Here is a 24,130-nt window from a genome sequence, read left to right as displayed (position 1 = left end):
TGTATTTTAATAGTATAATAAGAGGAAGAAATAGACAATAAATAAGTGCTTTTGAATGGAGGGACATTGTGAAGAGAGCATTATTCTTTTTTATTAGTATTTTCTTTTTAGGAAGTTGCTCAATTTCATATGTTACTTTTTCTAGCGAGAGTAAAAGTTGGAAGGGGCAATATAAAGGCCATATTAAGGATGACAGTGAAGATGGCATGTTTACGTTTCAATATAAAGGCGGAAATGGAAATACAGAATTGAAAAATTTAGAGATTGCTATTAATGGAGCCTTTAGTACAATGACACAAACGTCAGAAAATCATAAAGGAGCAAAGGTTGAAATGAAGTCTTCTTGTGTAAGTTGCGCGCCTTTATCTGAAGATGAACCGATAGAGATTGTGATTAAATGGGATGATAAGTATGAAGAGAAGATGGTGTTAAAGTGGAAATAGTGTAGGATAAGGAGTTAGGAATGAATAGGTATATGAAAATTTCTATATATATATTTTTTAAGTGTATTTCTACTCGTATTATCAGCGTGTACTACAAAACAAGTAGCGGTAAAAGTAATACCTAAAGAAGGATATATTGTATTAAGAAATGACACGGTGTTTTTTGTCGGTGATAAAACGTTTGAAACAAAAGTAGAGTTGCAACATTATATAGAACAACAAATGAAGAAAGAACATCCATCAGATATAGTGTTGAGCTTTAAGGATAAAGACGCATATAATCAATTAAAAACAGGGGATAAAATAAAAGTATGGTCTTCTAAAATACTTGAAAGTTATCCAGCGAAAATGATAGTAGAGAAATTTGAAATAGTAGAGAAATAAAAAAAGGCAGCAATTACGCTGCCTTTTTCTTATTTCACAAATTGTAATTCTTTCGGGAATTTCGTTAAAATTTCTGATCCGTCTTTTGTGATGTAAATATCATCTTCAATACGAACGCCACCTACGTTTGGTACGTAAATACCTGGTTCGATTGTGAAGACCATACCTTCTTTTAATAGAGAATTGTTGCCTTCTTTTACATCTGGATATTCGTGAACGCTAATTCCAAGTCCGTGACCAAGTCGGTGTGGGAAGAAGTCTCCGTAACCTGCATCTGCGATAACAGAACGAGCAGCATTATCGATTGCGCCAAGTGTAACGCCTGGTTTACATGCTTCAACTGCTTGTAGTTGTCCAGCAAGTACAGTGTTATAAATACGAGTTTGTTCTTCAGAAAGTTCACCGAATGCTACTGTACGTGTAATGTCAGAGCAATAGCCTTCAATGATTACACCTAAATCAAATAGTACGAAATCGCCACGTTTCATTTTGTTCGCACCTGGAATACCGTGTGGAAGGGCAGAGTTTGCACCTGCTAATACCATCGTATCGAATGACATTTTATGGATGCCTTTTGTTTTTAATTCGTGTTCAATAATTGCTAATACTTCTAGCTCGCTGCGATCTTCTTTAATTGCATTTACACCCACTTCAACAGCATAGTCTGCCATTTTAGCTGCTTCGCGTAAAATAGAAAGTTCTTTTTCATCTTTAATTAAGCGAAGCTCGCGAACTTTCTCTTCGGCTGATTTGAAAGCTGCATTTGGGAATAATTTTGTTAATTCCTCGTAACGTTCTACGTTTAAATGTTCTTTTTCAATTGCAACTGCAGTTGCATTGATACCGCGGTCTTTAATTGCTTTTGCAATCATATCCCATGGTTTGTCAGTATCGGTAAATCCGATGATTTCATGTGCCCAGCCAGCGTTACGGGCTTGACCTTCTTCCATTTTAGGACAAATTAAAATAGGTTCTTTTTCTTGGAATACAAACATACCAAGTAGTCTTTCATGTGGTTCGCAGTGGAAGTTCGTCATGTAGAAAACGTTTGGTGTAGAAGTTAAGAACGCAGCTTCTACGTTTTTTTCTTTTAGCCATTGCATTAAATTTTCTAATCTAGCATTCATCGATTGGCACCCCCGAGATATTTAATTACAAATATAACTTTACATCGGATGAAAGCGTTATGACAAGTAAATAGATGTTAGAAAAGACAGGGAATTAAGAAATCATGTAGAATAAAAAGTGTGAATGTGAATAGGGGAGGAATGTAATAATGAAAGTATCTTATCACGGGCATTCAGTTGTAAAGATTGAAACGAATGGAAAAGTTATTTTAATTGATCCATTTTTAACGGGAAATCCGAAAACAGATTTAAAGGCTGAAGATGTAAAAGTTGATGCGATTCTTTTATCGCATGGACATGGTGATCATGTTGGAGATACAGTAGAGCTTGCGAAGAAAAATAATGCGGTTGTTGTAGCACCATTTGAATTAGCGACATTTTTAAGTTGGCAGGGTGTAAATACACATCCGATGCATATTGGTGGCTCGCATGAATTTGACTTCGGCAAAGTGAAGTTTACACAAGCATTCCACGGTTCTAGTTATATTGATGAAGAAAATAAGACGATTACATATACAGGTATGCCAGCGGGTATTTTATTTACAGCAGAAGAGAAAACTTTGTACCATGCAGGAGATACCGCTCTATTCTCTGATATGAAATTAATTGGGGAACTGAATAACATTGATGTAGCATTTTTACCAATTGGCGATAATTTCACAATGGGACCAGAAGACGCTGTTTTAGCTGCAAAATGGATTGGTGCGAAAACAGTTGTACCGATGCATTACAATACGTTCCCAGTTATCGAACAAGATCCATATCAATTTGTAGAAAAACTACAAAATTGTACAGGGAAAGTATTAGAAGCTGGAGAAAGTATTACATTATAAAAAGAAACCCTTCATTTGAAAAGACAAGTGAAGGGTTTTTACGTGTTCAGTATAGCTTTGAAAGCTTGTGGTTGCTTTGGTGATTCTTTTCTTTTTGGAAGTGATTGTTCAGGTGTTTCATTCAATTCCATCGCAACTTTTTTTCCATCCACGAAAGCTAAAAATACAGCACCTATAACCTCTAAAAATTTTCTCATCATTTATCCGCTCCTTTGTTTCATTTCTTGTCTTAATTGTATATTGAAGCGTCTGGACAAACTATCGAACGAGATGACAATACCATTACATTGTTGTAATAGAACGACTGGTGTAATGTAAGGAGCATTTTGTTATAAAAAAAATAGTACAGGTATAGAAAGAGAGAGTGTAACAGTTTTGAAAATATAGTATACTGAAAATACAACACATGAAGAATTTAGGGAAAAGAAAGTATGGTGAAACCATTTGGCTACCAAACATAATCAAATTTTAGAACATATTAATAGCCTGCCAGTAGGGCATAAAATTTCTGTGAGGCAAATTGCAAAAGATTTAGGTGTAAGTGAAGGGACAGCTTACCGTGCAATTAAAGACGCAGAAAATAAAGGGTATGTTAGTACAATTGAACGTGTCGGAACAATTCGAATTGAACAAAAGAAGAAAGAGAATATCGAAAAACTGACATATGCAGAAGTCGTTAACATTGTCGATGGTCAAGTACTTGGAGGCAGAGAAGGACTACATAAAACATTAAATAAATTCGTAATCGGGGCTATGAAATTAGAAGCGATGATGCGCTATACAGAAGCAGGGAATTTACTTATCATCGGTAACCGTACGAACGCACATCAATTAGCACTAGAAGCTGGGGCAGCAGTGTTAATTACGGGCGGATTTGATACGGAAGATCATGTGAAGAAATTAGCAGATGAATTAAAACTGCCGATTATTTCAAGTAGTTACGATACATTTACGGTCGCAACGCTAATTAACCGTGCGATTTACGATCAGCTTATTAAGAAAGAAATTGTACTCGTTGAAGATATTTTAACGCCAATTGAAGAAACGTTATATTTAAAACCAAATGATACAGTGCAGCAATGGCATGCGTATAACGAAGAGACGATGCACGGAAGATATCCGATTGTTGATGAAAATAAAAAGGTATTAGGTATTGTAACTTCTAAGGATATGATTGGTGTTGCAAAAGAAACGCCAATTGATAAAGTAATGACAAAGCATCCAATTACGGTGAATGGAAAAATGTCCGTCGCAGCTGCGGCGCGTATGATGGTGTGGGAGGGTATTGAGTTACTTCCAGTTGTTGATGAAGGAAATAAACTACAAGGGATTATTAGCCGTCAAGATGTACTTCAGGCGTTGCAAATGATTCAGCGTCAACCGCAAGTCGGTGAAACAATCGATGATATTGTAACGAATCAATTTATGACGCCGAAAGAAGCGAAAAATGAGCATTTATATCAATTTTCAGTGACACCGCAAATGACAAATTCAATCGGAACGCTATCTTACGGTGTATTCGCAACGATTGTGACGGAAGCAACGAATCGCGTTATTCGTGCGCAAAAGAAGAGCGATTTAATTGTTGAGAACTTAACAATTTATTTCGTAAAACCAGTTCAAATTGATAATGTTGTATCTGTTCATCCGAAAGTATTAGAAATTGGACGTAAATTTGGTAAGGTTGATGTAGAAGTGCATCATGAAGGTAATGTTGTCGGGAAAGCGTTACTTATGGTGCAGTTAATCGATAAATAAAAAGATGGAACAAATCGTTTTGATTTGTTCCATCTTTTTTTGTTGAAAGGATAGAATAAAAAAAGAAAATAAATTGCGTATTATTTCATATTCATAGTAGAAATAATACGCAATTTGAAGTTGGGGAAATGTCGTACCGATAAGGGGGTGCTGAATGGGAGGGGTAATTTTCTTTTTAGTTGTCGTATGTATCATAATTGTTCATGTATTAACACATAGAAGAATGAATGTTATTAAAAAGAAATTGTATTTTGTAAGTTTGATTTTCGCAAGTATTGGCGCCTTTATTCCTATAGTAGGAGAAAATGAGTCTGATTTTCTTTATTTTGGTGTACCAGCTGAAACGTTTGTTTATTATAGTGGTTGGGAAGTCTGGTTTAATCCATTAGGGTTTTTCTTTAACTTTATTTTGTTTTATTGGGTTTTGAAGCTGTTGCTAAAGATATGGGAGGATTTTAGCTGGAAGACAAAGAAGTAGCAGGATACATATGTGGGGAAGTAATTATATGGTTAAAAAACAGAATATTAATTTAATTGGAGTTTATACTATGTTATGATTGTATTGTAAGATAATGGGTTTCGAAAGGTGGTATGCCTTATGTCATCAGAATTACTCTTTTTTGGTGGAATCGCACTATTTTACTTTCTTGTGATGATACCGCTTCAGTATTTATACTTACAAGGTTTACATGAAAAAAAGAAACGAACAGGATTATCTCAGCGAGAACTATATGAAAAAATGTCTTTTGAGGAAGAACAATTACATTTTCACGTACAAGGCAATCCCTTTAATATACCATCTGCGTTTGTTGCATATATGATTTTGAAAGTTAAGGGACGTAAAAAAGCATCACAATATTGATGCTTTTTTACGTTGTTTTATAAGATTCGGCTTCTTTGACTGCCAATGGTAGAAAGTGTTTATATTGGCGGAATCCATTAAATGTACTCACGCTGCCAAATAAAATAAACAAAATACCAACAATAATACGGGCAGTTGAAAGTTCTAAAAAGAATTGGTTTATCCCGAAAAATAGGACGAATAAGCCGAGTGCCATTGCGGATTTTCCGGAGAGCCACCCTTTCTCCATCGGACGGTTTGTACGAAAGAATTTTGTTTTATAGAAAAGATACAACATAAATGAGACGATAATACAAAAGACTAATACTGGCATAATGCACACTCCCATCACTTCGTATAAAATGGCAAAGAAAAAGAAATATCTAAACTTTCTAACTTTTATTATAAAGCAATTGTTCGCATGTATGAAATATTTTCCGTTATAATGGGGGATAAAGTGAAGAAGTTGAATAAAAAGGAGATTATACATATGCATGAGCAAATTTTAGGAGCAATTAAAGAGTTTGATACGATTATTATTCATCGTCACGTACGTCCGGATCCAGATGCATTAGGTTCACAGGGCGGTCTTAGTACAATTCTACAAGAATCGTTTCCAGAGAAAAATATTTATACGGTTGGGTACAATGAACCGTCATTAGCATATTTACGAGTAATGGATGATATTGAAGATAGTGTATACGAAAATGCGCTTGTTATCGTTTGTGATACAGCAAACCAAGAACGTGTTGATGATCAACGCTATACAAAAGGGAAGATGTTAATTAAAATTGATCATCATCCAAATGAAGATCCGTACGGAGATATTACGTGGGTAGATACGACAGCGAGTTCTACAAGTGAAATGATCTATGAGTTTTATAACTATGGAAAAGATAAAGGATTAAAAATAACAAAAGAAGCAGCCCGCCTTATTTTAGCAGGAATTGTTGGAGATACAGGTCGTTTCTTATTCCCGAATACAACAGCAAAAACACTTCGTTACGTAAGTGAGCTTGTTGATATGGATGTGAAATTCACAGATTTATACAATGAAATGTATAAGACGAAAGAAAAGATTGCTCGTTTAAACGGTTATATTTTACAAAACTTTACGATGGTAGAAGAAGGGGCAGCTTACATTAAATTAACGAAAGAAGTATTAGAAAAGTTTGATGTACTTCCTTCTGAGGCATCCGGCGTTGTTGGAGCACTTGGTAATATTGACGGATTAAAGGCATGGGTTCTATTTTTAGAGGAAGACGATGTGATTCGTGTTCGTCTTCGCTCAAAAGGACCAGTGATAAATAAATTAGCAATGCAATATAATGGCGGAGGACATCCGATGGCTTCTGGTGCAAAAGCATCTTCTTGGGAAGAAGCGGATCGTCTTTTTGCTGATTTACGTGAGCTGTGTAGATAAAAATTGGATGTTGGACGAAAGAGAAGGAGGGCGCTGAGGCCCTCCTTCTTTATTTTTCTTTCTCTATAACAATACTAATTTCCAGTACGGTATCAAAAGAGACTGTGTCTACTTTAAAGCGATATATACGATCGTAATGTTTGTACGTTTTATTTTCGATCACTTTTTTGAGTAGGTCCTTATTTTTTGCGATGCTTTGAATGTTTTTCGTTAAAAGATGCTGGAGATCATTATGGATAGAAGTGGTCATGTTTTCGAGTGTAAGGTTGTCTAAATCATATTTTTCTCGATTTATAATTTTTATTTTAATTTCTTGAATTGTTAAGAGCCGCTTATTTTCTGTATTCAATTTCTCTTGATCTTCGAGAAGGACGTGGAGTTTTGCTTCTTGCTTTTCTATAATTTCTCTTTGTTCCGCTATTTTACTAGCTTGTTCCTGCTGAAAAACACCATATATGTACAAAAAAATAAACCAGCTCAAAACGCCTCCAACAGCAGCACCTGCTAAAACTAAATACCATCTTTTGGCTGTATTGGCACTTGGTACTCTCATACATGTTCCTGCGTCAGCCATTTAATAATAATAAGACCAGTTTGCATACCACCAGTTGCAAAAAAAATAAGGAGAATTTGTTTTACGATATCTTTCATATCTCCGCCAAAGAAGCTTCTTTCAAAGCTATAAAAGGTATCGAACGTTCCACCAATCGCTGCAACGAGTGCCCAAATTCTTAAATTTTGGGCAAATTGATTAATATAAGTTAGAGCTGGTTTTCCAATGAGAAATGCACCAAATCCGCCAATTAATGAACCCCCAAGTATAACTCCAAAGGCAATAAAGTAACTAATAATAAGCAGAGAGAAAAAAGTATGTTCTCTTACATCCATCGTCATTCCCCTTTCTTCTTCATATATATGGACAAAGTATGAGAAGTATGTTTTGATTTCCGCTTTCCTCATCACCTATAATAAAAGTAGTCAAATAGGTAAAGAGAGGGTACAACAGTGAAGTTTGTGCATTTACAATGTCAAACCGTTTTTAGTTTGTTAAAAAGTGCTTGTAAAATTGATGAGCTTGTCATTCGGGCGAAAGATCTTGGATTTTCATCGCTGGCCATTACAGATGAAAATGTTATGTATGGAGTTATTCCATTTTATAAAGCATGCAAGAAAAATGGTATACAGCCTATTATCGGCTTAACAGCTTCTATTTTTAGTGAAGAAGAAGAAAAGTCTTATCCACTCGTCTTACTTGCTGAGAATGAAATAGGCTATCAAAATTTATTGAAAATTTCTAGCAGCATTATGACGAAGTCAAAAGAGGGTATTCCAAAGAAATGGCTGGCTCATTATGCGAAAGGATTAATTGCAATTTCACCAGGGAAAGACGGAGAGATTGAACAGTTATTATTAGAAGACAAAGAGAGTCAGGCTGAAGAAGTAGCTCATACGTATCAAAATATGTTCAGCAATTTTTATATAAGTTTGCAGCATCATGCGATTCAAGATGAACTGCTTTTACAAGAAAAGCTGCCTGAATTTATTAATAAGGTAAACGTTCCAGTCGTTGCAACAAATGATGTGCGCTACATTAATCAAAGCGATGCACTCGTTCATGAATGTTTATTGTCTGTTGAAGGCGGAACAAAAATGACTGATCCAGATAGGCCGAGAATGAAAACGGATCAGTATTATTTAAAGTCATCGGATGAAATGGAAGCACTATTTTCTCATGCTGAGGAAGCGATTCAAAATACAATAAAAATCGCGGAGCGTTGCCGAGTAGAAATTCCTTTCCATGTAAATCAATTACCGAAATTTCCTGTTCCATCTAACGAGACGAATGATACGTATTTGCGCCGTATTTGTGAAGAAGGTTTGCGTAAGCGATATGGTACGCCGAAAGAAGTACATATACAGCGTTTGAATCATGAATTACATGTGATTTCTAGTATGGGATTTAGTGACTATTTCCTCATCGTATGGGACTTTATGAAATACGCACATGAAAATCATATTTTAACAGGACCAGGACGTGGATCGGCAGCTGGTTCACTCGTTTCTTACGTATTAGAAATTACAGATATTGATCCGATTGAATATGACTTACTATTTGAAAGGTTTTTAAATCCTGAACGTGTGACACTTCCAGATATTGATATTGATTTTCCAGATATAAGACGTGATGAGATGATTCGATATGTGAAAGATAAATATGGTCAGCTTCGTGTTGCTCAAATTGTAACGTTCGGAACTCTTGCAGCGAAAGCCGCAATTAGGGACATCGCTCGCGTAATGGGGCTTCCGCCAAGAGATATTGATATATTTTCAAAACTTATCCCATCAAAGCTTGGTATAACGTTAAAAGATGCATATGAGGAATCTCAGTCACTCCGCGAGTTTATACAAGGGAATCTTTTGCATGAGCGTGTGTTTGAAATCGCAAAACGTGTAGAGGGATTACCGCGTCATACGTCTATTCATGCAGCCGGCGTTATTATGAGTCAAGAACCGTTAACGGGAAGTGTAGCAATTCAAGAAGGGCATAACGATGTTTATGTTACGCAATATCCAGCTGATGCATTAGAAGAGCTTGGGTTGCTCAAGATGGATTTTTTAGGATTACGTAATTTAACGTTACTTGAAAATATTATAAAGTTTATTGTGAAAAAAACGGGGAAACACATTGATATAAGAAATTTACCTCTTCAAGATGAAAAAACGTTTCAATTGTTAGGAAGAGGGGATACAACAGGTGTGTTCCAGCTTGAATCAGGTGGTATGCGAAATGTGCTTCGTGGGTTAAAACCGAATGAATTTGAAGATATAGTTGCTGTTAACTCGTTATACAGACCGGGACCGATGGAACAAATTCCAACCTTTATTGAATCGAAGCACGGAAAACGACGAATTGAATATTTACATCCAGACTTAAAGCCGATTTTAGAAAGAACATATGGCGTAATTGTATATCAAGAGCAAATTATGCAAATTGCATCGAAGTTAGCCGGGTTTTCGCTTGGAGAAGCGGATTTACTGCGCCGTGCAGTGAGTAAAAAGAATCGTGATATTTTAGATCAAGAACGTAAGCATTTTGTTCAAGGGTGTTTGAAAAATGGATACGATGAGACGGCTTCAGAACAAATTTACGATTTAATTGTAAGATTTGCGAATTACGGTTTTAACCGAAGTCACGCTGTAGCTTACAGTATGATCGGATATCAGCTTGCCTACTTAAAAGCGAATTATACGCTGGAATTTATGACAGCACTATTATCAAGTGCAATTGGAAATGAAGATAAGATTGTGCAGTATATACGAGAAACGAAACGAAAAGGGTTTCATGTTTTGCCGCCGTCTCTTCAGAGAAGTGGTTATAACTTCCAAATAGAAGGGAATGCGATACGTTACAGCTTACTTTCAATTCGAAATATCGGGATGGCTACAGTGACGGCGTTACTCGAAGAACGTGAGGGGAAAATGTTCGAAGATTTATTTGAATTTTGTCTTCGTATGCCATCAAAGTTTGTAACGGAGCGAAATTTAGAAGCGTTTGTTTGGTCGGGATGTTTTGACGATTTTGGTGTTTCGAGAACGAATTTATGGAAAAGTCTTAAAGGAGCGCTAGAGTACGCGAACCTTGCACGTGATTTAGGAGATGCTGTTCCAAAATCAAAATATGTACAAGGAGAAGAGCTATCCTTTATTGAACAGTTAAATAAAGAGAAAGAAGCCCTCGGTTTTTATTTATCTAGCTACCCGACAGCGCAGTATGCGAAGTTAGGAAAAGAATTAGAAATCCCATCTCTCGCTCAGGCGATGCGACATAAGAAAAAAGTACAAAGAGCGATCGTATATATAACAAGTGTAAAAGTGATTCGTACGAAAAAGTTGCAAAAGATGGCGTTTATTACATTCTGTGATCAAAATGATGAAATGGAAGCCGTTATTTTTCCGGAAACGTATATACATTTTTCGGACAGGTTACAAGAAGGGGCAATTGTTTTAGTTGATGGTACGATCGAGAACAGAAACCATAAGTTGCAATGGATTGTGAATGGAGTATATCCGCTGGAAGAAATGGATGTTTATGAAGAAATGAAATACGCATCTGTTTACGTGAAATTGCCGTCTCAATATGAAAAAAAGCTTGTAAATCAAGTTACAAAAATATTGTTTGACTATTCAGGTTTTGCGAAAGTACTAATTTATTATGAAAAGGAACATAAAATGGTACAATTATCTCGAAGTTTATCAATTCATCCGAGTGAAGAATGTCTGGGAGCACTTCGTGAAATTGTCGGCGACGAAAATGTCGTTGTGAAAATGTAATGGACAATTTCCCTACACTTCGATTATTATAGTAGTAGTGTTCGTGGTCAGACCACTTGGAGAAATTGATATCAGCAAGAATAATTTGAGGAGAGTGGATAGTTTGTCAACACTTCGTGAAGAAGCACTTCACATGCATAAAGTGCATCAAGGAAAATTAGAAACTGTATCAAAAGTAAAAGTAGAAAATGCAAAAGATTTAAGTCTTGCATATTCTCCAGGGGTTGCAGAGCCTTGTAAAGAAATTTATGACGATAAAAGTAAGGTATATGAATATACAATGAAGGGAAATATGGTAGCAGTTGTTACAGATGGAACGGCTGTACTTGGTCTTGGTAACATTGGACCTGAAGCATCTCTTCCAGTAATGGAAGGTAAAGCTGTATTATTCAAGAGCTTTGCTGGTGTAGATGCATTCCCGATTGCCTTAAATACAAACGATGTAGATAAAATTGTTGAAACTGTAAAATTAATGGAGCCAACTTTTGGCGGTGTAAACTTAGAAGATATTGCAGCACCAAACTGCTTCGTTATTGAAGAACGTTTGAAAAAAGAAACAAATATTCCTATCTTCCATGATGATCAACACGGAACAGCTATCGTAACAGTAGCGGGCCTTGTGAACGCGCTGAAATTAGTTGGAAAGAAAATGTCTGACATTAAAGTTGTCGCAAATGGCGCAGGTGCAGCGGGTATTGCAATCATTAAACTTTTATATCGCTATGGTGTACGTGACGTTATTATGTGTGACCGTAAAGGCGCAATCTATGAAGGTCGCCCTACAGGTATGAATCCGGTGAAAGATGAAGTTGCAAAATATACAAATAAGAATCGTATTGAAGGTTCTTTAGCTGACGTTTTACAAGGTGCGGACGTATTCATTGGTGTATCTGCAGCAGGTGCATTAACTGAAGAGATGGTTCGTACAATGAATGACGATGCAATTATTTTTGCAATGGCGAATCCGGTTCCAGAAATTATGCCAGAATTGGCAAAAGCAGCGGGCGCAGCTGTTGTTGGAACAGGTCGTTCTGACTTCCCGAACCAAGTAAATAATGTACTAGCGTTCCCTGGTATTTTCCGCGGTGCACTTGATGTACATGCGACACAAATTAATGAAGAAATGAAGATGGCAGCTGTACAAGCTATTGCAGAGCTTGTATCAGAGGATGAGTTGAATGCGGACCATATCATTCCGGCGCCATTTGACGCGCGTGTAGCGCCTCAAGTAGCGGCTTACGTTGCGAAAGCAGCAATGGAGACAGGAGTAGCTCGCCGTCAAGTAGATCCAAATGAAGTCGCTGAGAAAACAAAACAATTAGCGCTGATTGGTAAAGAATAAGCGAGGAATTTCCATTGACATCATCAAATACAAAAGTATATCTCGAAATTGTAAAAAAAATCCGTTCCATAATGGAAGAGGATGGTTTAGTAGCGGGGGATCGTTTGCCATCTGAGCGTGAGTTAAGTTCACGCTTAAACGTTGGACGTTCCTCTGTAAGAGAAGCATTGCGTGCTTTAGAACTTGTAGGGTTAATTGAAACGAGACGTGGTGAGGGGACGTTTATTCGAAACTTTTACGATAACGGCCTTGTACAATTAATTGCTCCGTTCTTGCTGCAAGATGAGAAAACAATTCGTGATTTATTACAAACAAAACGATTGCTTGAGAAAGATATGATTCGAATTGTATGTAATTTGCCGAAAGAAACGTTTTCTAAAGTGCTAAGTAAATTACACCAAGTGCTTGAAGAAAATGAAAGCTCAATTCCAATGCTCCATCAAACGTTCTTTAAAACACTTATTGAACAATTCGATAATTATTTACTTTATCGCATTTGGATGATCGTAAATGATTACGTTGCAACGCTTTCTTGTGAAATTTCAGGAGATTCTATCGAAATATATAGAAAGCTTTATGCTGCTTTGAAAGAGCAACAAGAAAATGATGCACTAAAAATTTACGATGAATTAGTAGAGAATATACAGTTTCACTCGTAATGTATAAAATTTGTCGAAATGACCATGACACGTTATGACAAACATTCTACCGCATAGCGGTTAAAGTTAAACGTAAAGAGAGAGGTTATTAGACAGATTGAGAAGATAAGGCTAACATCAAACTTTGGTGTTAGCCCCATTTTCTTCTTACGCTAACCTTAGCTCTCAACGAAGGGGGTCAAATTGTGCTAAGAGATTTATTCGTGAAAAAGAAAAAGTACGCTGCAATACCTTCAGAACAAGTACGGAAAGATGTACCGGATGGCGTTATGACAAAATGTCCGAAATGTAAAAAAATCATGTATACGAAAGAAGTTCTAAAAAATTTAAAAGTATGTGTGAACTGTGGATATCATCATCCTATGAATGCATGGGAACGCCTTAATAGTATATTGGACGAAGGCTCATTTCGTGAGTATGACAAAGAGATGGTTTCATTAAATCCACTTGAGTTTCCAGGATATGAAGAGAAACTAGAAAACGATCGTAAGAAGACTGAGTTGAATGAAGCGGTTGTAACTGGTGAAGGAACAATTGATGACATGCTTGTTGTTATTGCAGTAATGGATTCTCGTTTTCGAATGGGGAGCATGGGCTCTGTTGTAGGAGAAAAAATTGCCCGTGCGGTTGAAAAGGCATACGACTTACAAGTTCCATTTATTATCTTTACTGCTTCGGGTGGTGCCCGTATGCAAGAGGGGATATTAAGTTTAATGCAAATGGCAAAAACAAGCGTAGCTTTGAAAAAGCATAGTAATGCAGGAGGACTATTTATTTCTGTTATGACTCACCCGACGACGGGCGGGGTTTCAGCGAGTTTCGCTTCACTTGGTGATTATAATCTTGCAGAGCCAGGTGCACTTATCGGATTTGCTGGTAGACGTGTAATTGAACAAACGGTGCGTGAGAAGCTACCAGAGGATTTCCAAACGGCAGAATTTTTACTAGACCATGGTCAATTAGATGCGGTTGTGCATCGTGATGATATGAAAGAATCACTTCGCAAGATTTTAGAAGTTCATCAAGGAGGGGAAATGGCTGTATGGCAGAGCTAGAATTTGAAAAACCAGTTGTTGAGCTAAGAAATAAGATTCGTGAACTGAAAGACTATACGAAAAACAGCCAGATGGACTTCAGTGAGGAGATTCGTATTTTGGAAGACAAGCTAGAAAATTTAGAGGAAGATATATACGGCAATATGAAAGTATGGGACCGTGTTCAAATTGCTCGTCATGCAGAACGACCGACAACGCTCGATTATATTGAGCACTTATTTACTGATTTTTTTGAATGTCATGGAGATCGCCTATTTGGTGATGATGCAGCGATTGTCGGCGGCATTGCGAAATATAAGGGGATGCCTGTAACTGTAATTGGGCATCAACGCGGAAAAGATACGAAAGAAAATATTCGTCGTAATTTTGGGATGCCTCATCCAGAAGGATATCGAAAAGCACTGCGTCTCATGAAACAAGCGGAAAAGTTTAATCGTCCTATTATTTGTTTCATCGATACGAAGGGAGCTTATCCTGGTAAAGCAGCTGAAGAACGTGGACAAAGTGAAGCAATTGCCCGCAATCTATTTGAGATGGCAGGTTTAACGGTACCTGTTATTTGTATCGTTATCGGTGAAGGTGGTAGCGGTGGTGCGCTAGGTCTTGGAGTAGGAGATTACATTCATATGCTAGAAAATTCCACTTATTCTGTTATTACACCAGAGGGTGCAGCGGCAATTCTTTGGAAAGATGCGGGGAAAGCGAAGGAAGCTGCAGAAGCAATGAAAATTACGGCAGCAGATTTGAAAGAATTAGGTGTAATTGATGAAATTATTCCAGAGGCAAAAGGTGGAGCTCACCGTAATCTTTTAAAACAGTCAGAAAATATAGACTTAATGATTAGAAAAACTTTTGAACAATTAAACGGAATTTCGAAAGATGAATTAATCGAAAAACGTTATGAAAAATATATGAAAATTGGGCAAGTTTCGTTTTCAAACGCTTCCATTGGGATAAAATAAGAAAAGCGTGCGTTCCTCTTCGCGAATGCACGTTTTTATTATGAAAAGACACATCTTCTCCATTGTGTTTTTATATTTTTTCGTGTTATTTTATTATAAGGCAAATAATCTTTATGAGGTGAGTACAAATGAAACGTATTGGTGTATTAACAAGTGGTGGAGATTCACCTGGTATGAATGCTGCCATTCGTGCAGTTGTTCGTAAAGCGATTTTCCATGATATTGAAGTATATGGTATTTACCATGGATACGCTGGTTTAATTTCTGGTCATATTGAAAAATTAGAACTTGGTTCTGTTGGCGATATTATCCACCGTGGTGGTACAAAATTATATACAGCGAGATGTCCTGAGTTTAAAGACCCAGAAGTACGACTAAAAGGAATCGAGCAATTAAAGAAACATGGTATTGAAGGACTTGTTGTTATTGGTGGAGATGGTTCTTACCAAGGCGCAAAAAAATTAACTGAGCAAGGATTCCCATGTGTAGGTGTACCAGGTACAATCGACAATGATATCCCTGGAACAGACTTCACAATTGGTTTCGATACAGCTTTAAATACTGTTATTGATGCAATTGATAAAATTCGTGACACAGCTACATCTCATGAACGTACATATGTTATCGAAGTAATGGGACGTCATGCTGGAGATATCGCATTATGGGCTGGTTTAGCTGATGGTGCAGAAACAATCTTAATTCCAGAAGAAGAGTATGACATGGAAGATGTTATCGCTCGTCTGAAACGCGGTAGTGAACGTGGCAAAAAGCACAGTATTATCGTTGTAGCTGAAGGTGTTGGAAGTGCAATTGACATCGGTAAGCACATTGAAGAAGCAACAAGCTTTGATACTCGTGTAACTGTATTAGGTCACGTACAACGTGGTGGATCACCAAGTGCACAAGACCGTGTATTAGCAAGTCGCCTTGGCGCGCGCGCAGTTGAATTGCTAATTGATGGCAGAGGTGGACGCTGTGTAGGTATCCAAAACAATAAACTTGTTGATCATGACATTATCGAAGCGTTAGCTCAAAAGCATACAATCGATAAAGATATGTATCAATTATCTAAAGAATTATCCATCTAATCGGCTTAATGCCTTGTATTTGGGAACGGTTTCATAATTTTCGGAGGTGCAATATGCGTAAAACTAAAATTGTATGTACTATAGGTCCTGCTAGTGAAAGTATTGAGAAATTAGAGCAATTAATTGAAGCGGGTATGAACGTTGCTCGTTTAAACTTCTCTCATGGTAGCCATGAAGAGCACGGCGCTCGTATTAAAAACATTCGTGAAGCTTCAAAGAAAACTGGTAAAACAGTTGGTATCTTACTTGATACAAAAGGTCCAGAAATCCGTACTCATGACTTCGTAGACGGACAAGCTGAGCTTGTAACAGGTGCAGAAGTAGTTCTTTCTACTGAGCAAGTATTAGGTACTGCAGAGAAATTCTCTGTATCTTATGCTGGTCTTTATGATGATGTTGACCCAGGTTCTCGTATTCTAATCGATGACGGTCTTATCGAACTAGAAGTAATCGAAAAAGCTGACGGAAACATCCGCACAAAAGTATTAAACAGCGGAACTGTAAAAAATAAAAAAGGTGTTAACGTACCAAACGTAAGCATTAAGCTTCCTGGTATCACTGAAAAAGACGTAAAAGATATCGTTTTCGGTATCGAACAAAAAGTTGATTTCATCGCAGCATCTTTCGTGCGTAAAGCATCTGACGTATTAGAAATTCGTGAATTATTAGAAGGACATGACGCTCAATACATCCAAATCGTACCGAAAATCGAAAACCAAGAAGGTATCGACAATATCGATTCAATCTTAGAAGTTTCTGACGGTTTAATGGTTGCTCGTGGTGATATGGGTGTAGAAATTCCACCAGAAGAAGTACCATTAGTGCAAAAACGTCTAATCAAAAAATGTAACGTATTAGGCAAACCAGTTATTACTGCAACGCAAATGTTAGATTCTATGCAACGTAACCCACGTCCAACTCGTGCGGAAGCAAGTGACGTAGCTAACGCAATCTTCGATGGTACAGATGCAATTATGCTTTCAGGTGAAACTGCTGCGGGTCAATACCCAGTAGAAGCTGTAACAATGATGGCTAACATTGCAGTGCGTGTTGAAAAATCATTACAATATGAAGATATGTTCAAAAAACGTATTAAAGAGTTCACTCCAACAATTACAGATGCAATTAGTCAATCTGTTGCGCACACAGCACTTGCTCTTGATGTAGCTGCAATCGTAGCTCCAACAGAAAGTGGATATACTGCGAAAATGATCTCTAAATACCGTCCGAAATCTCCAATCGTAGCTGTAACAACTGATGAGCAAGTAGGACGTCGTCTTGCACTTGTTTGGGGTGTACAAGCATTTATGGCTGGAAAACGTGCAGCGTCTACTGATGAAATGTTAGATACTGCAATTCAAACAGGTATGGATGCAGGTCTAATCGGACTTGGAGATACTGTAGTAATCACTGCTGGTGTTCCAGTTGCTGAAACTGGTACAACAAACTTAATGAAGATCCACGTTGTTGGTGAAGAAGTTGCTAAAGGACAAGGAATTGGTCGTAAAGCTGCAAAAGGTAAAGTAGTTGTAGCAAAAACAGCTGCTGAAGCTGTAGCGAACGTAAACAAAGGTGATATCCTTGTTACAACAAGCACTGATAAAGATATGATTCCTGCTATTGAAAAAGCTGCTGCTTTAGTTGTTGAAGAAGGTGGCTTAACAAGCCATGCGGCTGTTGTAGGTGTATCTATCGGTATTCCTGTTATCGTTGGTGTAAACAGCGTAACAACAACTTTAAAAAATGGCCAAGAAGTAACAGTTGATGCAGCACGCGGAATTGTTTATAATGGACATGCGGAAGTGCTATAAGAAGTAATACGGAGAGAAGGAGCGGAGTCCTTCTCTTTTTTTTACACAAAAAAAGATAGAGATAGCTTTAAACGCCTGAAATCACTCCAGGAAACGTTTGTTATAACGTTCATCGGAAGAGGGTTGTTTATCTATTGTGAGGCTTATATGGGTGTTGTAAGGGGCTTAGAAGAGGGTTGGTAAGGTGAAAGGAAGATACTTAAACCTTTGAAATGAAATATGAAGGAGTGCGAGCTATGAAGTGGTTACTATTCTTGCTTATTTTAATACCGGCGATTGAAATTACAGTCTTAATTGGATCAAGTCATGTAATAGGTTTATGGTCTACGTTCGCTATGATTGTATTTACAGGTATTGTAGGCGTGTATTTGGCGAAACGACAAGGGTTTAAAATAGTTAGAGAGATTCAATTTAGGTTAAATAGAGGAGAAATGCCGGGTGATGCCGTCCTGGATGGTATTTTCGTCTTTATAGGAGGTATTCTTTTAGTACTTCCTGGATATGTGACGGATATAATAGGTTTTATCTTTGTTATCCCAGTAACGAGGGCTTTATTGAAGCCAATTGTTATGAAATGGATTGATTGGAAATTGAGAAAGAAGGCTACTATTATTGTTCAGAAATAACACTTAGATTATAGCGATCTAAGTGTTATTTTTTTATTGTATTTTCTATTTATACCTCTGGTAGTTAATGCTAGGTAGAATACAGGGGTTACGGATTGGAAGTTTTACATCAGGGTAATATTTTTTTGTGTTGTTAGTGTGAAAAAAGTTAGATGAGAGAAAAAACTACTGATTAAAGGAGTATTTCGCTCTGTTTTGTATATTTATTCATTTACATAAAAAGTAATAAATGTAAGTAATAATTATAAATTAAATAGAATAAAAATGTAAAAATACCGCGAAATATGCGTTTTTCATGAAAAAAACAAGAAAATTATCCTTTTTTAGGAAATCCTCTCGTTTGAAATGTAGTTAGTATAAAAATAAGTACAATGAATAATCAGTGGGAAATTCCCACTGATTACAGTTAAGTTTTTTGTTGTATGTGAATTAGAAAATATTATTTTGATGGTGAGCCTTTAATGAATTTCCATAAGTCATGGAAAACGTGGGCTTTGTGTAATGTGTTAAGTAGTACTAATGTGACTGGACCGATGATTAATCCTAAAAAACCAAAGAGCTTAAAGCCGACAAATAAAGCGATGAGTGTCGCTAATGGATCAAGTCCAATATTAGATGAAAGTACTTTCGGCTCCATGATTTGTCTTTGGACAATCACGACGATGTATAAGATGAGAAGACCGATGGCGAATGCGGTGTCGCCTGTGAAAAATACGTATATAACCCAAGGGACGAAGACGGCTCCAGTTCCTAAGTATGGGAGTAAATCTACAACTCCTGTAATAATCGCGATCGTAATTGCGTATGGCACGCGTAATATTAAAAGGCCGATTAGTACAATGACAGTTGTCATAGATACGAGTGTAAGTTGTGCTTTAACAAAACCAAACAAAGCTTTTCTTAAATCGACAAAAATAGTTTTTCCGTATCCGTGTACACGATTAGGTAAAAGCTTTCTTACTTTATGAGCAAGATGGTGCCAATCGTAACTAATGAAGAAAGTTGCCAATAAAATGAATACAAGGACAGTTAAAGTTGTTGGTAATGCGCTAATGAAATTTGTTAATCCACTTATAATAGCGGTTAAAAGTTCTTTCATTTGTGTCGTTGCTTCAGTGCCTAAGTTTTGAATGTTTTGTGTGATAGTATATCGTTGTGGTTCGCCGAGATGATTAAATTTAGAGATTAAATCATCGTAGAGAGGCATAATATGATTAAGCGCAAATTGTTGAGCGAATGCAACGATATCTGGGAACTTCACTGTAACAATTTGAAGTAAGTATGTTGTGGCGGATATTGCTTCAGTTACAAGGTATGTAACAAGTCCGACGATAGCCCCGAATACGAGAATTAAGCTAACGAGTACTGCTAATGCACGAGGGAATTGTAGTTTTTGATTAAGGAAATTGACGACAGGATTAATCAAATAAGCGAATGCAAAAGCAATAATAAAAGGATAGATAAGTCCTGACATGTACAGTAATACATAGAACCCAACTACCGTTGCTACAATGACAAATATGAGTCGCAATATCATATATAGTAAGTTTCGATTCAAAGATGTGTACCTCCCATTCCAATTTGTATTATCCTAATTCGTTCAACTTATAACGAGTGAGATTCACTGATTAAAGTTTCGCTTTATGTTATAGTGGAATGATGGATTTTTCCTGCTTTTTCAGTACATGAACGACTGTAAAAGCTTGTTGATGATGCTTCTACTATATGGTAAAAACTTCATTTTCTCTTCTTTTTATTTTACCTGTTTCTTGTTAGAAAAGAAAGGAGAGACCATCGTTTTCAAAAATGTATATATGCTTTGATTTTTTTTGGTTACAGTCTCATTTTGTAAGTTAAAAATGCATACAAAAATGAAATTGTTGGCTTATTCTCATTGGCAAATAGACATCGATATGACATGTATAACGATAGGTTTAAAGGTATTTTGGTTTGGAAACAAGTTCATTATTTTCAGAAAGGAAGTACAATCATGATTAGTCAGTCAACGTTATTTTTATTCATACTACTTATTATAGGATTAATTGCTAAAAACCAATCGCTTACCGTAGCTGTTGGAGTTTTATTTTTATTGAAGTTTACGTTTTTAGGTGATAAAGTCTTTCCTTATTTACAAACGAAAGGAATTAACCTTGGTGTGACGGTTATTACAATTGCGGTGCTCGTCCCAATTGCGACGGGGGAAATAGGGTTTAAACAACTCGGAGAAGCGGCGAAATCATACTATGCATGGATTGCTTTAGCCTCAGGAGTGGCAGTTGCTTTGTTGGCGAAAGGTGGGGTGCAATTATTAACGACGGATCCTCATATTACAACTGCACTTGTTTTTGGGACAATTATAGCTGTAGCTTTATTTAATGGAGTCGCTGTAGGTCCATTAATTGGGGCTGGAATTGCCTATGCAGTTATGAGTATTATACAAATGTTTAAATAAGGAATTTTATAGTAATATAAAATTTTTGAATTCTTTCTGTTCACAAAAGTCAGATAATTGTTTATAATAGGATTAGAAACTTTGAAAAGTTACATAACAGCAGAGACTATACACCAGATAAAATAAAAACAACATAAAACAATTTTATAATGATATTGTTTTATGTTGTTTTTATCATAAACTCTTCGGGATTCATTTTCCTCACTAACTTGTTGTTCTGAGCGTGAGGATTCGGGGAGACATTCACGCTCATGCTTTCCATGTAGCAATGGACAATAAGAGGGGAACATCGCAACAAATTTGCATGAACGTGCATTTTGCTTGCCTAAAGAGTGAACGAGCGTTCATAATTTATAAGGGGAGCAAATAGATATAAGGAGCAAGGTTGGGAGAATTTTCAGGAAAAGGAGAGAATGTCATGACTGTTATTCGAGGTTTAGAAGGGGTAGTAGCAACAACATCATCTGTGAGCTCTATTATTGATGATACATTAACTTATGTTGGGTATAATATTGATGATTTAGCTGAGAATGCTACATTTGAAGAAGTAGTGTACTTATTATGGCACCGCAAGCTTCCTAACGAAAAAGAACTAGCGGAATTTAGTGCAACTGTATCTGAATACTATAAAGTACCAGGTGAAATTTTAACATATTTGAAACAAGTAGATTTAAAAATCGCGCATCCGATGTCTGTTTTACGAACTGCGATTTCCATGCTATCATTATACGATGAGAGCGCTGAAATTATGGATGAGAAGTCCAATTATTTGAAAGCGGTTAAATTACAGGCTCAAGTAGGAACTTTAATTGCTGCTTATGCAAGAATTCGCAAAGGTTTAGATGTTGTTGAGCCAAGAAAAGATCTATCGTTAGCTGGAAACTTCTTGTACATGTTAAATGATCGTGAGCCAAATGAAGTTGAAATTGAGGCTTTTGATAAGGCGCTTGTACTTCATGCAGATCATGAGTTAAACGCTTCTACATTTACTGCACGTGTTTGCGTAGCTACACTTTCAGATGTGTATTCTGGTATTACAGCAGCAATCGGCGCATTAAAAGGTCCTCTTCACGGCGGGGCAAATGAAAATGTAATGAAGATGTTAACTGAAATTGGCGAAGAAGAAAATGTAGAATCATATATTCATAATGCTCTTCAAAATAAAGTGAAAATTATGGGATTTGGCCATCGCGTATATGAGCATGGTGATCCACGCGCGAAACACTTACGCGAAATGTCTAAGAGATTATGCGTGCTTTTAGGAGAAGACAAATGGTATAATATGTCTATCAAAATTGAAGACATTGTAACAAAAGAAAAAGGTCTTCCACCAAATGTTGATTTCTATTCAGCTTCTGTATACCACTGTTTAGGAGTTGACCATGACTTATTTACACCTATCTTTGCGATTAGCCGTATGTCAGGCTGGTTAGCTCATATTCTAGAACAATATGAAAACAACCGTTTAATTCGTCCGCGTGCTGATTATAATGGACCTACGCATCAAGTATATGTTCCAATCGCACAACGATAAGCGAAAAACACTATTTTGATAGTGAAAATACGCTTTCAAAAGTCTGATTTTTTTGGGAAGATGTAATGATTAGAATATTTTAATTTGACTAACGGTTTGAACTGAGGGGTTATTCCCTCAGTTTCATACATATGAAATTTCAAACATGGGGGTTATCACATTGACGACAGGTGAAAAAATTACTGTAACTAATGGTGTTATGAATGTACCAAACAATCCGATTATTCCATTTATCGAAGGAGATGGAATTGGTCCTGATATTTGGGCAGCAGCATCTCGCGTACTAGAAGCAGCAGTTGAGAAAGCATATGATGGTGAGAAGAAAATCGTTTGGAAAGAAGTGCTTGCAGGGGAAAAAGCATTCAACCAAACAGGCGAGTGGTTACCTGAAGAGACTTTAAATTTAATTCGCGAATATTTAATCGCAATTAAAGGTCCACTTACAACTCCAGTTGGCGGTGGTATTCGTTCTCTAAACGTAGCACTTCGTCAAGAATTAGATTTATATGTATGTCTACGTCCAGTTCGTTACTTTGAAGGTGTTCCTTCACCTGTAAAACGTCCGGAAGATACTGATATGGTTATTTTCCGTGAAAATACAGAAGACATTTATGCTGGAATTGAATATGCACAAGGTTCTCCAGAAGCAGAAAAAGTTCTTGCTTTCTTAAAAGAAGCAATGGGTGTTAATAAAATCCGCTTCCCAGAAACATCTGGCATTGGTATTAAACCAATCTCAGAAGAAGGGACAAAGCGTCTTGTTCGTGCTGCAATTCAATATGCAATTAACGAAAAACGCTCTTCTGTTACATTAGTTCATAAAGGAAACATTATGAAATTTACAGAAGGTGCTTTCAAAAACTGGGGTTACGAAGTAGCGGAACAAGAATTCGGCGACAAAGTATTTACTTGGGCTGAATATGATCGTATCGTTGAAAAAGATGGAAAAGATGCAGCGAATAAAGCGATGGCAGACGCAGAAGTGGCTGGGAAAATCATCGTAAAAGATTCTATTGCAGATATCTTCTTACAACAAATTTTAACTCGTCCACGTGAGTTTGATGTTGTTGCAACAATGAACTTAAACGGAGACTACATCTCTGATGCACTTGCTGCACAAGTAGGTGGAATTGGTATTGCACCTGGTGCAAACATTAACTATGTGACTGGACATGCTATCTTTGAAGCTACACATGGTACAGCTCCAAAATATGCAGGTTTAGATAAAGTAAACCCATCTTCAGTTCTTCTTTCAGGTGTACTATTATTAGAGCACTTAGGATGGAACGAAGCTGCGAATTTAGTAACTGATTCAGTTGAGAAAACAATTGCTTCAAAAGTAGTAACATATGATTTCGCACGCTTAATGGAAGGTGCAACAGAAGTGAAATGTTCTGAGTTCGCTAATGAACTTATTAAAAACATGGATGTAGCGATAATCAAAAACGCATAATTAAAGC

The 24,130-nt window shown here is 36.8% G+C and carries 23 protein-coding genes and 1 pseudogene; 18 read left to right on the top strand and 6 right to left on the bottom strand.

From position 1 onward, the window contains the following. The first annotated feature begins 65 nt into the window (after positions 1-65). Together BAU27_RS12715 and BAU27_RS12710 are read left to right on the top strand one after the other, a co-directional pair. Positions 66-443, top strand: a complete 378-nt coding sequence (locus tag BAU27_RS12715; RefSeq protein ID WP_083595987.1) for a hypothetical protein — start codon at positions 66-68, stop codon at positions 441-443. Positions 444-463: 20 nt separating this feature from the next. After that, a pseudogene (locus BAU27_RS12710) lies at positions 464-827 on the top strand (DUF3221 domain-containing protein). A gap of 29 nt (positions 828-856) precedes the next feature. On the opposite strand, the gene pepQ reads toward BAU27_RS12710, so the two are convergent. Further along, a complete protein-coding gene (pepQ, locus tag BAU27_RS12705) occupies positions 857-1,954 on the bottom strand; it encodes a Xaa-Pro dipeptidase (protein WP_071748297.1) in 1,098 nt (365 codons plus the stop codon). 149 nt (positions 1,955-2,103) lie between these two features. Here pepQ and BAU27_RS12700 point away from each other — a divergent pair, with 149 nt between their 5' ends. Beyond that, complete coding sequence (locus BAU27_RS12700; RefSeq protein ID WP_071748296.1) at positions 2,104-2,787, top strand: metal-dependent hydrolase; 684 nt, start codon at positions 2,104-2,106, stop codon at positions 2,785-2,787. 38 nt (positions 2,788-2,825) lie between these two features. On the opposite strand, the gene BAU27_RS32340 is transcribed toward BAU27_RS12700, so the two are convergent. Further along, positions 2,826-2,987 carry a hypothetical protein gene (locus BAU27_RS32340; protein WP_071748295.1) on the bottom strand — a complete coding sequence of 54 codons (162 nt, stop codon included), beginning with the start codon at positions 2,985-2,987 and terminating at the stop codon, positions 2,826-2,828. 244 nt (positions 2,988-3,231) lie between these two features. Here BAU27_RS32340 and BAU27_RS12690 point away from each other — a divergent pair, with 244 nt between their 5' ends. The 3 genes from BAU27_RS12690 (at position 3,232) to BAU27_RS12680 (ending at position 5,407) form a co-directional block, all read left to right on the top strand. Then, the gene (locus tag BAU27_RS12690) at positions 3,232-4,545 is read left to right on the top strand and encodes a CBS domain-containing protein (RefSeq protein ID WP_071748294.1); all 1,314 of its coding nucleotides are present in this window, start codon (positions 3,232-3,234) and stop codon (positions 4,543-4,545) included. A gap of 154 nt (positions 4,546-4,699) precedes the next feature. Next, the gene (locus BAU27_RS12685; protein ID WP_071771039.1) at positions 4,700-5,023 is read left to right on the top strand and encodes a hypothetical protein; all 324 of its coding nucleotides are present in this window, start codon (positions 4,700-4,702) and stop codon (positions 5,021-5,023) included. A gap of 120 nt (positions 5,024-5,143) precedes the next feature. Further along, the gene (locus BAU27_RS12680) at positions 5,144-5,407 is read left to right on the top strand and encodes a DUF3949 domain-containing protein (RefSeq protein WP_071748292.1); all 264 of its coding nucleotides are present in this window, start codon (positions 5,144-5,146) and stop codon (positions 5,405-5,407) included. Positions 5,408-5,414: 7 nt separating this feature from the next. Here BAU27_RS12680 and BAU27_RS12675 read toward each other — a convergent pair whose 3' ends face one another. Continuing rightward, positions 5,415-5,720 carry a YtpI family protein gene (locus tag BAU27_RS12675; RefSeq protein WP_071748291.1) on the bottom strand — a complete coding sequence of 102 codons (306 nt, stop codon included), beginning with the start codon at positions 5,718-5,720 and terminating at the stop codon, positions 5,415-5,417. A 156-nt stretch (positions 5,721-5,876) separates the two neighbouring features. Here BAU27_RS12675 and BAU27_RS12670 point away from each other — a divergent pair, with 156 nt between their 5' ends. Next, positions 5,877-6,809: a DHH family phosphoesterase gene (locus BAU27_RS12670; protein ID WP_071748290.1), complete on the top strand. Its 933-nt coding sequence runs from the start codon at positions 5,877-5,879 to the stop codon at positions 6,807-6,809. 49 nt (positions 6,810-6,858) lie between these two features. On the opposite strand, the gene ytrI is transcribed toward BAU27_RS12670, so the two are convergent. Then, the gene (gene ytrI, locus BAU27_RS12665; protein ID WP_071748289.1) at positions 6,859-7,362 is read right to left on the bottom strand and encodes a sporulation membrane protein YtrI; all 504 of its coding nucleotides are present in this window, start codon (positions 7,360-7,362) and stop codon (positions 6,859-6,861) included. Next, positions 7,359-7,772: a YtrH family sporulation protein gene (locus BAU27_RS12660; RefSeq protein ID WP_002034291.1), complete on the bottom strand. Its 414-nt coding sequence runs from the start codon at positions 7,770-7,772 to the stop codon at positions 7,359-7,361. Before BAU27_RS12660 ends, ytrI begins: the two co-directional genes overlap by 4 nt. A 42-nt stretch (positions 7,773-7,814) precedes the next feature. Between BAU27_RS12660 and dnaE the strand changes: the two genes are divergently transcribed. The 8 genes from dnaE to BAU27_RS12620 all read left to right on the top strand — a co-directional run bounded on the left by dnaE (position 7,815) and on the right by BAU27_RS12620 (position 18,684). Then, entirely contained in the window at positions 7,815-11,141 is a 3,327-nt protein-coding gene (gene dnaE / locus BAU27_RS12655) for a DNA polymerase III subunit alpha (protein WP_071771038.1), read from the top strand. 133 nt (positions 11,142-11,274) lie between these two features. Beyond that, on the top strand, positions 11,275-12,483 hold the full coding sequence (ystJ, locus tag BAU27_RS12650) for an NADP-dependent malic enzyme (RefSeq protein ID WP_165444500.1): 1,209 nt from the start codon (positions 11,275-11,277) through the stop codon (positions 12,481-12,483). A 14-nt stretch (positions 12,484-12,497) separates the two neighbouring features. After that, positions 12,498-13,142 (top strand): FadR/GntR family transcriptional regulator, encoded by a 645-nt coding sequence (locus tag BAU27_RS12645; protein ID WP_071748287.1) that lies wholly within the window; start codon positions 12,498-12,500, stop codon positions 13,140-13,142. A gap of 185 nt (positions 13,143-13,327) precedes the next feature. After that, positions 13,328-14,197 carry an acetyl-CoA carboxylase, carboxyltransferase subunit beta gene (accD, locus tag BAU27_RS12640; protein WP_071748286.1) on the top strand — a complete coding sequence of 290 codons (870 nt, stop codon included), beginning with the start codon at positions 13,328-13,330 and terminating at the stop codon, positions 14,195-14,197. Beyond that, entirely contained in the window at positions 14,185-15,159 is a 975-nt protein-coding gene (accA, locus tag BAU27_RS12635; RefSeq protein ID WP_000818790.1) for an acetyl-CoA carboxylase carboxyl transferase subunit alpha, read from the top strand. The genes accD and accA overlap by 13 nt, the downstream gene beginning before the upstream one ends. A 128-nt stretch (positions 15,160-15,287) precedes the next feature. After that, positions 15,288-16,247, top strand: a complete 960-nt coding sequence (gene pfkA, locus BAU27_RS12630; RefSeq protein WP_071748285.1) for a 6-phosphofructokinase — start codon at positions 15,288-15,290, stop codon at positions 16,245-16,247. 53 nt (positions 16,248-16,300) lie between these two features. After that, positions 16,301-18,058 (top strand): pyruvate kinase, encoded by a 1,758-nt coding sequence (gene pyk, locus BAU27_RS12625; RefSeq protein ID WP_071748284.1) that lies wholly within the window; start codon positions 16,301-16,303, stop codon positions 18,056-18,058. 236 nt (positions 18,059-18,294) lie between these two features. Then, the gene (locus BAU27_RS12620; protein ID WP_000871641.1) at positions 18,295-18,684 is read left to right on the top strand and encodes an FxsA family protein; all 390 of its coding nucleotides are present in this window, start codon (positions 18,295-18,297) and stop codon (positions 18,682-18,684) included. A gap of 439 nt (positions 18,685-19,123) precedes the next feature. Here BAU27_RS12620 and ytvI read toward each other — a convergent pair whose 3' ends face one another. Continuing rightward, entirely contained in the window at positions 19,124-20,242 is a 1,119-nt protein-coding gene (ytvI, locus tag BAU27_RS12615; RefSeq protein ID WP_071748283.1) for a sporulation integral membrane protein YtvI, read from the bottom strand. A gap of 432 nt (positions 20,243-20,674) precedes the next feature. Between ytvI and BAU27_RS12610 the strand changes: the two genes are divergently transcribed. The 3 genes from BAU27_RS12610 to icd all read left to right on the top strand — a co-directional run bounded on the left by BAU27_RS12610 (position 20,675) and on the right by icd (position 24,123). Further along, a complete protein-coding gene (locus BAU27_RS12610; RefSeq protein WP_002112200.1) occupies positions 20,675-21,136 on the top strand; it encodes a DUF441 domain-containing protein in 462 nt (153 codons plus the stop codon). 385 nt (positions 21,137-21,521) lie between these two features. After that, entirely contained in the window at positions 21,522-22,670 is a 1,149-nt protein-coding gene (gene citZ, locus BAU27_RS12600; protein ID WP_116733522.1) for a citrate synthase, read from the top strand. A gap of 160 nt (positions 22,671-22,830) precedes the next feature. Further along, positions 22,831-24,123 carry an NADP-dependent isocitrate dehydrogenase gene (icd, locus tag BAU27_RS12595; protein WP_000206900.1) on the top strand — a complete coding sequence of 431 codons (1,293 nt, stop codon included), beginning with the start codon at positions 22,831-22,833 and terminating at the stop codon, positions 24,121-24,123. Positions 24,124-24,130 lie beyond the last annotated feature (7 nt).

Origin of the sequence: Bacillus sp. NH11B (assembly GCF_001884205.1) — a bacterium.
Lineage (GTDB): Bacteria > Bacillota > Bacilli > Bacillales > Bacillaceae_G > Bacillus_A > Bacillus_A proteolyticus.
This window is presented reverse-complemented; position numbering and strand designations above follow the sequence as displayed.